Source organism: Pseudomonas sp. M5 (genome assembly GCF_016907075.1).
Classification (GTDB): Bacteria; Pseudomonadota; Gammaproteobacteria; order Pseudomonadales; family Pseudomonadaceae; genus Aquipseudomonas; species Aquipseudomonas putida_E.
On record NZ_JAFBBH010000001.1, the window covers coordinates 1411492 to 1425898 of the forward strand.

Here is a 14407-nt window from a genome sequence, read left to right on the forward strand (position 1 = left end):
CTCCGTATTAGAGGAGAACAAGGGTGAACTCGATACGGTGGACGGTCGCTATCGACCCAAAGCTGCCATGGCGAGAGTACAGCTCTTGCTGATTTTTCTAGGCCGGCGGGGGCCTGTGGGAGCGGGTCAGCAGTTGTACTTCCCCAAGTAGGTGATAGTGGCAGTACTTTCCGGCAAGCGCGTTACGGGCTCGACTTGAGATGAAAGCGAGCGACGGTCGTGCCAGATGGCCTCCCGACTCGTGCCAATCATGATGAAATGAGAGAACGGCGCCCCCTTGGCGATGACATCGGCCCGCTCAGCCGGGCTGCTTATCTGAGAAACGACGCGATCGAGGCCACCTGGCAGTTCCACAAAGTCGGAATCCATGTGGAATTCAAGCTCGTCAGCCATTCGCCAGGTTGGGTTGCGCTCTTCCCAGTCACTGTATTCAGTATCGGAGGCAGCTTCGGGAGGTTCTGGCTCCCATTGCTCGAAGGCGTATGACTCTGCTTCTTCATCACTGGCAAAGTTCGCGCCGAACAGGTGAAAGCCCCACAGTTCTTCATCCATTGACCAAGCCTCATGAAAAGGAAACAGGGATCGCTAACGAATCGCTTGTCGTGCCCGTTCCGCGGTTAGCAGGATGCGCTGGTACAGCAGCTGGAGAGCGATGCATCAGCGGTCACCCGTCGAGTTGCCCAGGTGGTGAGCCCGACAAAGCAGGATGAGTTGCGGAACACTTCTGCTTTCTTGGGCGCAATAGAAAACCGCAGACGTTAATCTGCGGGGCTTTCGAATAATGGAGGCCGAGATCGGAATCGAACCAGCGTAGACGGATTTGCAATCCGATCCAAGAAAACCCCGCCCATGCGGCTTGAAGCACTTTATCAGTTCCAAAATGAAATCGAAACGGCGCGCCTACAGGCCGCATTCTAGAAGGGTCGCCGAAATAGTCTTGGAACCGATTTTTCTACTGCCAAGCACCATGTCAGTTGCCCTCCCTGAAACATGAGCACGCCCTGCGCCGCATCAGTCCCTACACCGACCTCAAAGGGGGGTATCCAAATATCCGAAAGCAGCAGGTCACGACTGACCGCTGTCGACCCATTGCGGACAATCAAATCTGCTCAGCATACGCATGTTCCTAATGAAACCGCGTCTACAGAGGCCTTCTTCCGGGTATCCGGGTTCACGTTGAATTTTGTATCTTCCCCAATGCCGCATTGACAGCCAGCCATCCCTCTACAGCCGGCGCTCCGGCCTCACCGAATGCCCGTTCAAGCAGCTTTACTTGTTCACGTCGCAGCATTTCCTCAAGTCGCGAGCCTTCTTTGGTCAACTGAAGCAAACGCATCCGTTTGTCGGTATGCGATGCCACGCTGTCCACTAAGCCCATCTCTGCCAATTGCCGGAGCGGTATGTTCAGCGCCTGCTTGGTCACGCCGAGCAGAGCCAGCAGCTGCTTGACGCTGAGGTGCGGGTGCCGGGCTATGAAAAAAACGATCCTCTGATGCACACGGCCCAAGCCCCTGCGCTCAAGCATCTCGTCGGCCTTGGTGGTGAACGCCTGATAGCCAAAGAAAAACGCCTCCATGGCCTGCTGCTGTGCTTCCTGGTTTTTTAGGTCAATCATGTTGACTTATTCTCGACGAGCGTTCTACTTTAGGTAAAGGAGTTTGACCTATATTGTTCGAGCTTGGCCAGAGGTGATCCATGGCATTTTCTGAACGTGTTTCGCGCCTTAAAAGCTCTTTGATTCGTGAAATTCTGGCCGCCGCGCAGCGCCCAGGGATGATGTCTTTTGCAGGGGGGCTGCCGGCAGAGGAGAAGCTGCCCTCTGTGGACTGGGCTGAAATGCCCACCAGCATGGGCCAGTACGGGATGAGCGAGGGTGAGCCGATGTTGCGTGAGGCGCTGGCCAGGGAAGCCCGTGCGTTGGGAATCACGTGCGAGGCTAGCCAAGTGCTCATTCTCAGCGGCTCGCAGCAGGCTCTGGACCTGACATCAAAACTGTATATCGACAAAGGAACGCCGGTACTGCTGGAAGCCCCTACCTATCTGGCTGCATTGCAAAGCTTCCAGTTCTTCGGCGCGCACTGCCTTTCGCTGCCGATGGAGCGGGATGGCCCGGACCTGGAGTCGCTGCGCGAACTGCTGAGCCTGAACCGCCCCGCGTTCATCTATCTGATTCCAACGTTCCAGAACCCGACGGGGCTGCGCTACAGCGACAGGAAAAGGGACGAAGTCGCGGCGCTTCTCGATGAGTTCAACGTCACATTGATCGAAGATGAGCCTTATCGAGAGCTGAGCTTTGACAGCGTCGCGGCCATGCCGGTTGTAAGCCGTCTGAACACCACCAGCTGGATTTATACCGGTACTGTGTCCAAGACCTTGCTGCCCGGCTTGCGGATTGGGTATCTGATTGCCAGCCCCGACCTGTTCCCGCACTTGCTGCGGCTCAAGCAGTCGGCGGACCTGCACACCAGTCGGGTTGGCCAATGGCAGGTGCTTCAATGGCTGGGGACAGAAAGGCTTGACCGTCATCTTGAAGAGTTACGCAGCTATTACCGGGGTCGTCGAGACGCTTTCCAAGCGGCATTGGAGACGCACTTCGCCGACCTGGCCGAGTGGCAGATGCCAGAGGGAGGGTTGTTCTTCTGGTTGACGCTCAAGCACCCCATCGATACCCGGGAATTGCTCGAACCGGCACTGGCGGCCAATGTGGCTTTCATGCCAGGTGAGCCCTTCTTCCCGGAGCCTGACAAACATCCAGGGCACCTGAGGCTGAACTTCAGCCATGTTGCTCCCGACAAGCTGGATGAAGGTCTGAAGCGTTTGGCGGATGTCCTGCGTCGGGCTCTGATCCAACAGGCGGCCTGACTATGTCTAATGGGTCGAAATCTGCAATTCACGACAAGCCGATTTCGACCCATAGCTGTCAGTGACCAATAGCGCAAATTGGGTTCGTGTTTGAGGGAACCCAGCGGAATGTGGAATACAACAACGGGCGCTCCCTGAACCTGCACCAGTACAGCCTGCTGGCCACTGACACGGCGGGGCGAGCTTTGCTGGGGGACGATTCCCGCGACGGTGCTATTGCGTGAAAATCAGACGCAGGGCTTCACAAGTGGTATCAGCCTGCTCAAAGTAAACGTCCGGCGAACTCACCTTCCGAACTCCAGCATTAAGTCAATGGTGTCCGCTCAATACGTGGGCACCATCGCTTTCAATGCTGAAGCTCGGAAGATGAGTTCGCCGGACGCTTACAGATCCATAGACAGTGAGTCAACCAAACGAAACCTGTTCAGCCGCTGCGCCGTAAGCCTGTTTCTGCCGAAGTGCGGCGATCTGGATAACGGTCGGAATGGTGACCCTGAAGGCTGGACTGGCAATGTCCACGGCAGTCCACGCTCCGGTGACAACCCAGCCGATCGGCCCGGTGATGACCGCCATCGTTCTCATCATCGTGCCGGTGGCAGCGAAGCTCAGGCCGCGACCGATGAGCGCCTTGAGGACGGCGTTGACCACAATCGCCGTCAGTTGATACGACTTGAAGCCGCCCGCCCGAAACACGGTTTGGAATACACCAAACATCGCTTCCGCCGTAAACAGGTTGGTGTTCTTGAGGCCAATGGATTCGCCCAAGGCCTTGATCTCTTCGGCGGACATCTTTTCCAGCGCGTCGCGCAAAATCTTGCTCAGCAGGTTCTGTTCGATCAGGTCGATGCTCGAGCCCTTGTTGTAGTTGACCTTGAGCTTGTCGCAGACATCCTCCAGTACCTCACGGTACAAGACACCTTTACCACCACGGAGCATCGTGGCAATCGTGTTCCCCCCGAAACACTGGATCTCGGCGGCGATCTGCTGCCAGTAACGTCTGTGGTCAGGATAATGCGACTTATATTCGGGCGTCGTGGACAGCTCTTCGGTCAGCCGCGAGCTACCGTCTTTGTCATAAACCAAGCAATAGACCAGATCATTCAGGTCACTGGAATCCATCGAACCCAGGAATTTCAAATCCGGATCGTCTCTATATGCCATATCTCGCTCCATGCTTTGATCAGTGTGTCAGGCATACGGTAAAAAGCCGTAATGCTCTGCCCTTATCGGCGGCCATTCCGGAACCTTGATTTTAAAAGAGCAGGGGAAACCGGGAAGTCTCCCGCTTGATAAGACCGAACAGAGACACGATGCTCGCATCTATCCTGGCCTGTAACCGGCCTCCGCCAAGGACAGCTATGGGTCGACAGCGGTCAGTCGCGACCGACTGCTGTCGGCCCGTAACAGACATCTGTAACCGGTTAGGCGTACGGCGAACTCCAGTTTCGCCATCAGCCACGGCATCAATGCCAACATCATCCGTAAATGCCTACCGTGCTACCAAGAGCAGCCGGCGGCAACGCTGCCAGCTTTCGTCACGCCAAGAGCGCAAGCGTTGCAGTTGCAGCCCCAGATCGAGGCGATGAGCATAGATAGTCTGGGCTAATCCTTAACGATCACATCAGGCGGGTAGTCCTGTGAATTTGACTCACGCAGGGCGGCTAGAACTACGCGGCTAATCGCTGCTGCATCTCTGCTCGTGGCGGGACGAAGTAACATTCCATGCTGAGACCTCAATCCTGAAGAATTACAGCTTAGCGCATCGCAATGTGCCTTCCCCAAGCTATGGTGGTAACTGCCGTTTGACAGACGCCACATCAGTCACGACTCATCCTTTCATTTGCCAAAGCTTGGGGCAGAGTCGATACCACTGACATCCATGCCAAAGGAGTCACCTATGTCAACGCTTTATCCCAGTATTGATCCTGAGGGGCTGGTCGAGTACTCGGTGGTCTACACCGACCGCTCGCTCAATCACATGTCACAGGCATTTCAAGGCGTGATGAAAAACATTTCCAGGACCCTGAAACAGGTCTACAACGCCCAGGCTGTTGCGGTGGTACCAGGGAGCGGCACATTCGGCATGGAAGCGGTGGCACGGCAGTTTGCCAGCGGCCAGCAATGCATGGTGATACGCAACGGCTGGTTCAGCTATCGCTGGAGCCAGATCCTTGAGATAGGCAACATTCCGGCGGCTACCACGGTGCTGAAAGCCCGACCGATAGACACGGGTCGCCAAGCGGCTTACGCCCCACCACCTCTTGACGAAGTCCTGGCAGCCATCAAGGCGCAGAAGCCGCAGATGGTCTTCGCCCCCCACGTTGAAACCTCATCAGGGATTATCCTGCCCGACGAATACGTCCGGGCCGTCGGCGACGCCGTGCATGAAGTGGGTGGCTTGTTCGTGCTGGACTGCATCGCCTCAGGCACGCTTTGGGTTGACATGCAGAAATGTGCAGTGGACTTGCTGATCAGCGCACCGCAGAAAGGCTGGAGCGCCTCCCCTTGCTGTGCCCTGGTGATGTTCAGCGCGTTGGCCCTGGAGCGCATGGAGCAGACGCATAGCAGCAGCTTTGCCTGCGACCTGAAAAAGTGGCTTCAGATCATGCAGGCCTACGAACAGGGCGGGCATGCCTACCATGCGACCATGCCCAGCGACTCGCTCGCGCGATTCAACGACGTGATGAACGAGATGCAGGCCTACGGTTTCGATAAAGTCCGCGGCGAACAACAGGCTCTGGGCGATCGGGTGCGCACCATGTTGACCCGCAAAGGCATCAAAAGCGTGGCTGCTGCCGGTTTTCAGGCCCCTGGCGTAGTGGTGAGCTACACCGACGATGCGGGTATCAAGACCGGTAAGAAATTTGCCGACCACGGCCTACAGATCGCCGCGGGGGTACCGTTGCAATGCGACGAGCCCGCCGATTTCCAGACCTTCCGCATCGGTCTGTTCGGGCTCGAAAAACTGCACAATATCGAGCGCACGGTCAGCACCCTTGAGCAGGCGATCGACGAAGTGATGGCGAGCTAAGCCATCATCCTGGCCCCAGCACCTACCGCAGGTGAATTTGCCCCCAAAGGCGCGCCCACTTTCAAGGCGCGCCGAACAGCATCGTCCAGTACACACCCTCATCGCTACGCGAGTTCGCAGCAAAAGCAGCGCCCACCTGGGTAAACATCGGGTTCATCAGGTTGGCGCAATGCCCGGGGCTGGCCAGCCAACCTGCCATCGCCTTGCTCGCAGCCCCTTGCCCGGCGGCAATGTTTTCGCCGATCTGGCGTCCACGGTACCCGGCATCGCGCGCCCGGTCTGCCGGTAGATCGCCGTTGGGGTCGCGGTGCGCGAAGAAGTTGGCGTTGGCCATCGCCCGACTGTGTCTCTGCGCAGCCGCGCCCAGGGCGGTATTCCAGGCCAACGGACGTGCAGCGGCGAAGCGCTGGCGGCCACACAGACGCGGCTTCGACCGTGCTGCGTTGACCTGTGCCAGCAACGCTTTGCCAACGGATTGACCATTGCCGAGCTGGGCATCGAGCAAGGGGCGCGCCAACACTACCCGCCACACGTTCCGGTCGCGACTGATACCAATATCGGCAAATTGGCTATCGAGCAAAGCAGCGCAGTAGTCGCTGCGCAGCATGTCAAAGGCCTCCTCGGCATCCCGGGCGCCGACCAGACGGATGGCCCGCACCCTCACCGCCTGGTAGCCGACAGCCTTCAACCCTTCCCGCAAACCACCGCTATAGCCGGCAGGCAACGCCAGCTTCGACTTTAATGCCAGCGGCGTCGACACCTGAACCAGGCCTCTCTGGCAGCGCTGTGGTTGGGCGCGGTAGTCGTTGATGGCCCTTACCAGTTGCCGCTCCCCGCTGGCATGGGCGGGGCTGACGAACAAGGAGAGCAAGGCAACGAGGCAAAACGAAAAAATGGCGGAGTAGCGGACAGCGTGGCGCATGGGCGAACGGCTCAAGAAGGATGACGGCAGCAAAGCCACTTGAAGGGGCTCGGCTCAGACTGGGCGTCTCAAGTAAGGTTCAAGCGGCAATGATGATTTGTCGGTAGAGCGAAACGCTGGCTTGGGGCGTGGCCGCCAGATTTCCGCACTTGGCCTGGAAACGGAGCGGTTTGGCTCCTATACCAGAACAGCCGGTTTTGGTAGACAATCGCCAGCCGATCCTGACCTCGCAGAGAGTGCTGCGGCCTTTGACAGGCGCCGCCCGCCCCCAGAAAAAGGAAGTCCCATGCCAGCTTGCCCCCTCCCCACCGACGAAGCAGCTCGCCAGCGCACGCTGGATGAGATGCACCTGCTCGATACGCCGGCCGAGCATTACCTCGACACCCTGGTACGGCTTACCCAGCAACTGGCACACGTGGACACGGTGCTGATCAGCCTGATCGACCAGGAGCGCCAGTGGTTCAAGGCACGTATCGGGCTGGAGGCCAGCGAGACGCCGCGCAACGTTTCTTTCTGTGGCTACGCCATCCTTGGGGAGGGCACATTGTTGGTGCCCGATGCCACGCATGACCCGCGTTTCGTCGACAACCCGCTGGTAATCAGCGCACCCTATATCCGCTTTTACGCCGGGCACCCCCTGCGCGCGGGGAATGGCAAGGCCATAGGGACATTGTGCATGCTCGACCCCCGCCCGCGCACGCTGAACGAAACGCAGCAAGCGAACTTCAAGGACCTGGCCACGCTTGCAGAGGGTTATCTGCAGCTGCGTGGCCTGATCCAGAGTAACCGTGACTTGCGCCTGGAAATGGACCGAGAGCAGCGCAAGGCCATGCTTGATCCGTTGACGCAGTTGTGGAACCGCAACGGTCTGACAGCGTTTCAGGACCACGAGCGGCGCCGGGCAGCACAGAGCAGCCTGCGCCTGGGGGCGATCTATGCGGACCTTGACCATTTCAAAAGCATCAACGACAGGTATGGCCATGCCAGCGGCGATCAGGTGCTTTGCGAATGCGCCCGCCGCCTGCGCGCAGCCCTGCGCCCGGACGATCTCGTGGTGCGCCAGGGCGGTGAGGAGTTCGTCGCTCTGGTCAGGGTCAACGACAGCGAAGAGCTCAAGGGGATTGCCGAGCGGGTTCGGCAGATGATCGGCAGCGAGCCGGTACAACTTTCCACAGGCCCGCTACGGGTCAGCCTGAGCATCGGCTGCACGCTGCTCAACGATGACGAGCACCTCGACCAGGCGCTGGAACGCGCCGACACCGGGCTCTACAGCGCCAAGCAGAATGGGCGGGACCGGGTGGTTTACGTGCAATCGGTAGCCTGAGCGAAAGCCGCAAGGCACTGGTGCTCCAGCTCGATACCGAAAGCCGCCAGATCCGACTCGACCACGCCCAGGGATACCACCGCACCGCTCGCGTCAGGATGGGGCCCTGGCCGTGCCCTGTATGTCGGCCGTCTGCCTGGAGCCGACCTTATGAAGTCGCTACGCGCTGGAGCTCATTGACCGATACGCCAGTTTGCTCGAGCCAGGCTTTACGTCGGGCAAACAATGCAGGCGCGATGACGTTGACCTCTGTGATCAACACATCCAGCTCGGCATTTTTCAAGTGCCCGTTTTCGACCAGTACCCGCCCGGCCACCATGGTCATGTCGACATCCCCACCCTGGACCGCATGGACGAGGTTGTGATGAAGGTTGGCCAGCGGTCCTTGGGTGATCACCGGTGTCATTCTTGGCGTATCAATGCGCACCGCGATGATGTCCGCTGCCTTGCCTTTTTCCAGGGAGCCTATCTGCTTGTCCATACCCAGCGCGCGGGCGCCGTCAATGGTCGCCATGCGACAAACCGACCATGCGTCGAGGGCAGCAGCATTGAGGCTGACGAACTTGGCCAACAGCGATGACACTTTCATTTCCTCGAACATGTCCAGGTTGTTGTTTTCTTTCTCGCCATCGGTCCCCAAACCGACCGCGACGCCGGCCGCCAGCATTTTTTCCACCGGTGCGGCACCCGAGGCCAGTTTCATATTGCTGACCGGGTTGTGTGCCACTCCGACTTTGCGCTCGGCCATCAAAGCAATTTCGGCATCGTCCACCCAGACACAGTGAGCGAGCAACACCTTCCTGGCATTGAGCAGGCCAAACTTTTCCAAAGCCTGGACGGGCCTGATGCCATGGCGGCGAAGGGTTTCTTCAACATCGAAGCGGCTTTCGTTGCTGTGGGTGTGGAATCCGACGTCATTGGCTTTGCAGATATCAGCAATTCGTTGCCAGGCCTTGGGCACTGCATAGAACAGGTGCTCCAGGCCGACCCAGACATTGATGCGGCCATTGGCTGCACCATGCCAGCGCTCGATCAAGGTTTCATTACTGTCCAACGTCTCGAAGTAGTCATGGTCCGGGTGCTCTGCTACATATGGCACGAGCACCGCCCGGATGCCGAGCTCATTGGCCGCTTCGGCGCTACCGTGCATGTACCGCCACATGTCCACAATAGTCGTGGTGCCGGACAACAGCGCTTCGCTATAGCAGAGCATGGAAGCCAGGCGTGCTTCGCTGGGCAGCAGAACGCGGTGCATGGGGTCAATATACTGCTGCAGCCAGTCCCAAACCGGCAAACCTTCCGCCGTACCGCGAAGGATGCCGGAATGGCAGTGGGTGTTGACCAGCCCGGGCATCAGCAGCCGATCGGTCAGGCGCCGGACCTTGGCTTCGGGATACCGGGTGAGCAGCTCAGTTGCCGGGCCGACGTCGGCAATCACGCCGTCGCAAATCAATACGGCGCCATCCTCAATGACGGTGTTAAAGGCGTCCATGGTAAGCACCACGTCAGCCCTCAGGAGTTCACTGATCATCATGTTCGACCTTTTATGAATGTTTCTGGAGGGCCGGTATTCAGCTTTCGCCAAGTACCGCGTTACGCGCCGCACTGGCCTGCGCTTCATCTGTTTTGGTAGGTCCGTTGAACACCAGGTTGAGGATCAGTGCAGTGAGCACACTGAGAATGATCCCGCTTTCGGTGAACACCCGACTCCATTGGGGAAGGTGGTGGAAATACAGCGGGGAAACCATCGGGATCATGCCAATGCCAACGCTGGTGGCGGCGATCAGCAAGTTGTAGCGCGACTGCTCGAAGTCAACCGTAGACAGGATGCGCACCCCCATGAGCGTAACCATGCCGAACATCACCATGCCGGCGGCGCCGAGCACATACTGCGGTGTCGACGCCACCACATACGCCAGTTTTGGAAAGAGCCCGAGGGCGATGAGGATCAGCGCACCGGCTATGCACACATAGCGACTCTTGACCCCGGTCATGGTGACCAGGCCGATGTTCTGCGAAAACGACGTGTAGGGAAATGCATTGAATACGCCGCCGACAATCGCGCCCATGCCATCGGCACGAAGTCCGCGCACCAGGCGCTGGCGGCTGGTGGGCCGGTCGACCATGCTTCCCAATGCCAGGAACATCCCCGTCGACTCGACCATGGTCACCAACATCACCATGCACATTGAGATCACGGCCACGGCGTCGAACGTCGGCGGGCCAAACGCAAAGGGCGTGATGGTGGAGAACCAAGGCGTTTGAGCGATGCCATCAAGGACGATATCCCCGCGAATGAAGGCAATCACAAAACCGACCAATACACCCAGCAACACTGCGATATTGGCAATAAAGCCTTTAGCGAATCGGTTGAGCCCTAGAATCAACAGTAACTGAGCCAGCGAGATAGCCAGGTAGACCGGGTTGCCGTAATCCGGATTGGGCCCGCCATCAGCCAGCGTTGGTTGTCCGCCGGCTGACCAGTCGATGCCAACGCGCATCAGGCTGATGCCGATCACCAGCAACACAGTCCCCGTCACCACCGGCGGAAAATAGCGCAGCAGCCGCCCCATCACCGGGGCGAACAGAAAACCAAACAGACCCGACGCGATAATCGCACCATACACGCCCGGCAGGCCGAGGCCGGGGGTCACGGCGATGGCAATCATCGGCGTGACCGAAGCGAAGGTCACGCCCATCATGATGGGCAGCTGAATGCCGAAAAAACGGTTGCCCGCGCACTGCAAGAGCGTCGCCAGGCCCGCCGCAAAAAGATCGGCATTTATGATCAGGGTCAACTGGTCCTTGGGAAGTTTCAGTGCAGCGCCGAGGATCAGCGGCACAATAATGCAGGCCGAATACATCACCAGCACATGCTGAAAGCCAAGTACTGCAGTTTGTATCAGCGGTAAGCGCTGATCTACCGGGTGCACGCTAGGGGTCATTTGTCCTCTCCTGAAACGTATTGTCGAGGCAGTGATGAAATAAATAGTTATTGTGGTTATGGGTAGCGCAGCACCACCATGCGCCAGCCCGTACCCGTTGTAAAAATGGGTCCCATTTAATTTTTTTATGGAGCAGCGATGAGGTTGTCTCTTGAACAACTGGCCGCTTTTTCTGCGGTCGTCAGTGAGCGCTCTTTTTCGGCCGCAGCACGCAAATTGGGCAAGTCGCAATCCGCTGTGAGCATTTCCGTTGGCAACCTGGAAATCGATCTGGGAATTACCCTGTTTGATCGCAGTCAGCGCTATCCACAACTCACCAATGAAGGCAGGGCCTTGTTGCGTGACGCCGAGGCCATTCTGGGTCAGTGCTGCAACATGGAAAGTCGTGCGAGCAGCCTGGCGCAGGCGTTGGAGACTGAGCTAGTGATCAGCATCGACGAGGCGATCCCCTATCAGTCCCTTGCACCTGTTCTAGAGGAATTCTCCCGCCGGTTCCCCCATGTCGACCTTACTGTGTTGCATCCTTGCGGGCAGGATGTACTGACAATGATCGAAGACAAAAAACTATTGCTTGCCATGATGTGTACCCGCACTCATTACCCGCGAAATCTGCAATTCATACGTCTTGGCAGCATCACGTTCAGCAACGTCGTCGGCCGCCAACACCCTCTGGTCGCAATGCCCACCGTCAGCTTCAATCAATTGAGCAACTACCGACAGTTGATCTACCTCCCCTTCCAGGACCGCTTGCCCACCAGTGAATACCTGAATTCACCCAACCATTGGCGTGTAGAAAGCTATTTGACCTTGATGGGCATGCTGCGCGCAGGCATGGGATGGGCCACAGTGCCCAGGCAACTGATACAAGCGTTGGGTCCCAATGGGGAGTTTGTGGAACTGCAGCTGGAAGCTTACCCGTACACCGATTGGACGGTAGGCGTCGACCTTGTCTGGTCGTCAGGCTTGCGTTTGGGCAAAGCGGGTACCTGGCTGCGTGAGGCGCTGGGGCGAACGCCGATAGCGACGTAAAAATTAGAACGCAGACCTCATCAAGATGTACGCCCCTGCAGCACAGTGAACGCATACATCCCCGCCAGCATTGCCACTACGAATACCAGTACCTGCCAGTGCCCGATAAGCGAGATGGCGACCGCAGGCCCCGGGCAGATGCCGGCAATGCCCCAGCCTATGCCGAACACCAGGCTGCCACCGATCAGGCGGGCGTCCAGCTCCCTTTTCACAGGTATCTGCATGGGGGCGCCAAGCAACGACCGCTTGTGTTTGCGTGCCCAGTTCAGCGGAGCAGCCGCCACCGCGATGGCCCCTGCCATCACCAGTGCGAGTGACGGATCCCAGGCCCCGGCCACATCGAGAAAAGCCAACACCTTGGCGGGGTTCGCCATGCCTGCCAACAACAGGCCAAGACCAAAGATCAAGCCGGCGAAAAAAGCTGTCAACTTGCTCATTCTCAGGCCCCCAGCGCATGGCGGATGACGTACACGGTCGCAAAACCGCTGGCCATGAAGCACACCGTGGCCACGATTGAACGGGGTGACAAGCGCGAGACTCCACACACACCGTGGCCACTGGTACAGCCTGAGCCGTACCGTGTCCCAAGGCCAACCAGCAGCCCGGCAATCACCAACGCCGGCCACGAGGTGTCGATCTCGATTTCCGGCAGCACGGCGAACAGCCCCCACACCAATGGCGCGATCAGCAGGCCGAGAAGAAACAGCGCCTTCTCGCCCCAGCCCTCACTGCCCCATTGCAGCACGCCTGCAAGCAGGCCGCTGATGCCGGCGATGCGACCATTGGCCAGAATGAACAGGCTGGCGGCCAGCCCGATCAAGGCCCCTCCCCCCAAAGCACTCCAGGGTGTGAAGTTGATCCAATCAATGTTCATGTTGCATCTCCGGCGCAGTGAAGCTGGTATAGGGCGTTGAACAGCACATCAACATGGCAGGCATGATAACGATTTGCCAGGCGCCCCACACCGCTCAACCCGGCAGCGCCGCCAACACCGCAGTGACCATGCCGTTGAACGTCGCCGGCGAGTCCACCACGCGCGCAGTGACTTTCGCCTCACCGTCGGCACGGGTGGCGCGCCGGGCCTGGTCGGCAGTGGCCGACAGCTTGACGATCACCACTTCGCGGCGCGGGTTGATATAGATTTTCTGGCCGAAGCGCCCGCTGGCCTCGACTGAGCCGTCGCCATCATTTTTCTGGAACCAGTAGTTGCGATAAGCGTAGCCCGGGCGGCCGGGGGCAAGGTTGCCTTGGGCAAACAACGCCGGGTCGGCGGGCTGGAAAGTGCTGCGCACCGCTTGGTTGAAGCTGTCATCCTTGACGTCACGGGCCAGCTCACGGCGCACCCGTTCGGCGAAGCGCGCGCTGTCGCGCAGGTTGCAGCTGATACCGCCGCTGGCCATCTCGGTACCGAGCGGGTCGACTTGAACATAGGCATCGTCCTGGGCAAAGCGTGACCAGATACGTTGTTCAACCAGTTGGGCCCAGTTCAGCCCGGTGATGCGCCGCAGCGCCCAGGCCAACGCTTCGGGTGAACCGTTCTGGTAGAAGAACAACGGTTTGGCGCCTGAGCCCGACGCCTTTCGTGCGTGCTGGAGGAAACTGTAGATATCCCCCGGCATGCCCTCGGCCCGAGGTATCAACCCGGTAGCGGCAAACAGCCCAAGGTCCGGCGGCACTTGCGGCGGGTACTCCACAGCCACCTGCATGTCGAGGTTGGCTTGCACCGTCGCCTCGCCAAACGGCGTGCCGCTGAGTTCCGGCACGTAATGCGCCAGTGTACGTTGCGGGTCCAGCGTGCCTTCGGCGATCAGTTGGGCGGCGATCAGGCCAGTCACCGACTTGGTCATCGAGGCCCAGATATGCGGCTGGCCGGGTTGGAAGCCCTCCAGATAACGCTCGTACACCACCTGGCCACGGTGCAGCACGATAAGCCCGTCGGTGCTGGTCTGTTGCAGGTAGCTCGCCAACGTCAGGGGCTGCTCGCCGGCATTGAACGCCACCTGGTCCAGTGGCAGCTCGGTGCCTGCTGGCAAGGCTAACGGTGTGGAAGCGCGGCCGATGCCCCGGGTCGGCGAAACCTCGCGGGCGTGGCGCATGGACCAGCGCAGGTAAGGTGGCTGGAACGCGTTGGCCTGGTTCACGCGCAACTGCGGTGCGGGTGGAAACCCTTGCATCACGCCCTGCTCTGCCGGTGCGCTGCTGGCCATGCCCGGGGCAAGTGTACTGGCCAGCATCAGAGCGATGGCCGGCAGGTTGGCGGGTGAAGCGTGCATGCTGCGTTTGGACATTGTCTT

The 14407-nt window shown here is 59.1% G+C and carries 13 protein-coding genes and 1 pseudogene; 4 read left to right on the plus strand and 10 right to left on the minus strand.

From position 1 onward, the window contains the following. Positions 1-126: 126 nt before the first annotated feature. Positions 127-552: a hypothetical protein gene (locus tag JOE27_RS06450; RefSeq protein ID WP_204918300.1), complete on the minus strand. Its 426-nt coding sequence runs from the start codon at positions 550-552 to the stop codon at positions 127-129. 619 nt (positions 553-1171) lie between these two features. Continuing rightward, positions 1172-1615 (minus strand): MarR family transcriptional regulator, encoded by a 444-nt coding sequence (locus JOE27_RS06455; RefSeq protein WP_012051939.1) that lies wholly within the window; start codon positions 1613-1615, stop codon positions 1172-1174. An 80-nt stretch (positions 1616-1695) separates the two neighbouring features. On the opposite strand from JOE27_RS06455, the gene JOE27_RS06460 reads away from it, so the two are divergent. Beyond that, positions 1696-2862: a PLP-dependent aminotransferase family protein gene (locus tag JOE27_RS06460; RefSeq protein ID WP_204918302.1), complete on the plus strand. Its 1167-nt coding sequence runs from the start codon at positions 1696-1698 to the stop codon at positions 2860-2862. Between the two features lie 405 nt (positions 2863-3267). Here the strand turns inward: JOE27_RS06460 and JOE27_RS06465 are convergent, their stop codons facing one another. Together JOE27_RS06465 and JOE27_RS24800 are read right to left on the minus strand one after the other, a co-directional pair. After that, positions 3268-4023, minus strand: a complete 756-nt coding sequence (locus JOE27_RS06465) for a DUF3944 domain-containing protein (RefSeq protein WP_167059207.1) — start codon at positions 4021-4023, stop codon at positions 3268-3270. Between the two features lie 447 nt (positions 4024-4470). Then, positions 4471-4581: pseudogene (locus JOE27_RS24800) on the minus strand (GNAT family N-acetyltransferase); the annotation flags it as partial. A gap of 178 nt (positions 4582-4759) precedes the next feature. Between JOE27_RS24800 and JOE27_RS06470 the strand changes: the two are divergent. After that, positions 4760-5893 (plus strand): aminotransferase class V-fold PLP-dependent enzyme, encoded by a 1134-nt coding sequence (locus tag JOE27_RS06470; protein WP_204918304.1) that lies wholly within the window; start codon positions 4760-4762, stop codon positions 5891-5893. Between the two features lie 61 nt (positions 5894-5954). On the opposite strand, the gene JOE27_RS06475 is transcribed toward JOE27_RS06470, so the two are convergent. Further along, a complete protein-coding gene (locus tag JOE27_RS06475) occupies positions 5955-6815 on the minus strand; it encodes a CAP domain-containing protein (protein ID WP_204918306.1) in 861 nt (286 codons plus the stop codon). A 286-nt stretch (positions 6816-7101) separates the two neighbouring features. On the opposite strand from JOE27_RS06475, the gene JOE27_RS06480 reads away from it, so the two are divergent. Next, positions 7102-8139: a sensor domain-containing diguanylate cyclase gene (locus tag JOE27_RS06480; protein WP_204918308.1), complete on the plus strand. Its 1038-nt coding sequence runs from the start codon at positions 7102-7104 to the stop codon at positions 8137-8139. A gap of 148 nt (positions 8140-8287) precedes the next feature. Here JOE27_RS06480 and JOE27_RS06485 read toward each other — a convergent pair whose 3' ends face one another. Next, positions 8288-9670 (minus strand): amidohydrolase, encoded by a 1383-nt coding sequence (locus JOE27_RS06485; RefSeq protein WP_204920624.1) that lies wholly within the window; start codon positions 9668-9670, stop codon positions 8288-8290. A gap of 40 nt (positions 9671-9710) precedes the next feature. Further along, positions 9711-11084, minus strand: a complete 1374-nt coding sequence (locus JOE27_RS06490; protein ID WP_115274432.1) for a nucleobase:cation symporter-2 family protein — start codon at positions 11082-11084, stop codon at positions 9711-9713. Between the two features lie 138 nt (positions 11085-11222). Here JOE27_RS06490 and JOE27_RS06495 point away from each other — a divergent pair, with 138 nt between their 5' ends. Continuing rightward, a complete protein-coding gene (locus JOE27_RS06495; protein ID WP_012314987.1) occupies positions 11223-12113 on the plus strand; it encodes a LysR family transcriptional regulator in 891 nt (296 codons plus the stop codon). 20 nt (positions 12114-12133) lie between these two features. Here the strand turns inward: JOE27_RS06495 and JOE27_RS06500 are convergent, their stop codons facing one another. From JOE27_RS06500 to JOE27_RS06510, 3 genes are all read right to left on the minus strand, one after another. After that, positions 12134-12550: a DUF6691 family protein gene (locus JOE27_RS06500; protein ID WP_204918311.1), complete on the minus strand. Its 417-nt coding sequence runs from the start codon at positions 12548-12550 to the stop codon at positions 12134-12136. A 2-nt stretch (positions 12551-12552) separates the two neighbouring features. Next, on the minus strand, positions 12553-12987 hold the full coding sequence (locus JOE27_RS06505; protein ID WP_204918313.1) for a YeeE/YedE family protein: 435 nt from the start codon (positions 12985-12987) through the stop codon (positions 12553-12555). 94 nt (positions 12988-13081) lie between these two features. Continuing rightward, the gene (locus JOE27_RS06510; RefSeq protein ID WP_046785773.1) at positions 13082-14401 is read right to left on the minus strand and encodes a serine hydrolase; all 1320 of its coding nucleotides are present in this window, start codon (positions 14399-14401) and stop codon (positions 13082-13084) included. Positions 14402-14407: the final 6 nt, after the last annotated feature.

Bases quoted from the DNA above. Each gene is read 5' to 3' on its own strand.
- JOE27_RS06465 (WP_167059207.1), bottom strand. From the start codon at position 4,023: ATGGCATATAGAGACGATCCGGATTTGAAATTCCTGGGTTCGATGGAT.
- JOE27_RS06500 (WP_204918311.1), bottom strand. From the start codon at position 12,550: ATGAGCAAGTTGACAGCTTTTTTCGCCGGCTTGATCTTTGGTCTTGGC.
- JOE27_RS06475 (WP_204918306.1), bottom strand. From the start codon at position 6,815: ATGCGCCACGCTGTCCGCTACTCCGCCATTTTTTCGTTTTGCCTCGTT.
- JOE27_RS06490 (WP_115274432.1), bottom strand. From the start codon at position 11,084: ATGACCCCTAGCGTGCACCCGGTAGATCAGCGCTTACCGCTGATACAA.
- JOE27_RS06455 (WP_012051939.1), bottom strand. From the start codon at position 1,615: ATGATTGACCTAAAAAACCAGGAAGCACAGCAGCAGGCCATGGAGGCG.
- JOE27_RS06470 (WP_204918304.1), top strand. From the start codon at position 4,760: ATGTCAACGCTTTATCCCAGTATTGATCCTGAGGGGCTGGTCGAGTAC.
- JOE27_RS06495 (WP_012314987.1), top strand. From the start codon at position 11,223: ATGAGGTTGTCTCTTGAACAACTGGCCGCTTTTTCTGCGGTCGTCAGT.
- JOE27_RS06460 (WP_204918302.1), top strand. From the start codon at position 1,696: ATGGCATTTTCTGAACGTGTTTCGCGCCTTAAAAGCTCTTTGATTCGT.
- JOE27_RS06485 (WP_204920624.1), bottom strand. From the start codon at position 9,670: ATGATCAGTGAACTCCTGAGGGCTGACGTGGTGCTTACCATGGACGCC.
- JOE27_RS06505 (WP_204918313.1), bottom strand. From the start codon at position 12,987: ATGAACATTGATTGGATCAACTTCACACCCTGGAGTGCTTTGGGGGGA.
- JOE27_RS06480 (WP_204918308.1), top strand. From the start codon at position 7,102: ATGCCAGCTTGCCCCCTCCCCACCGACGAAGCAGCTCGCCAGCGCACG.
- JOE27_RS06450 (WP_204918300.1), bottom strand. From the start codon at position 552: ATGGATGAAGAACTGTGGGGCTTTCACCTGTTCGGCGCGAACTTTGCC.
- JOE27_RS06510 (WP_046785773.1), bottom strand. From the start codon at position 14,401: ATGTCCAAACGCAGCATGCACGCTTCACCCGCCAACCTGCCGGCCATC.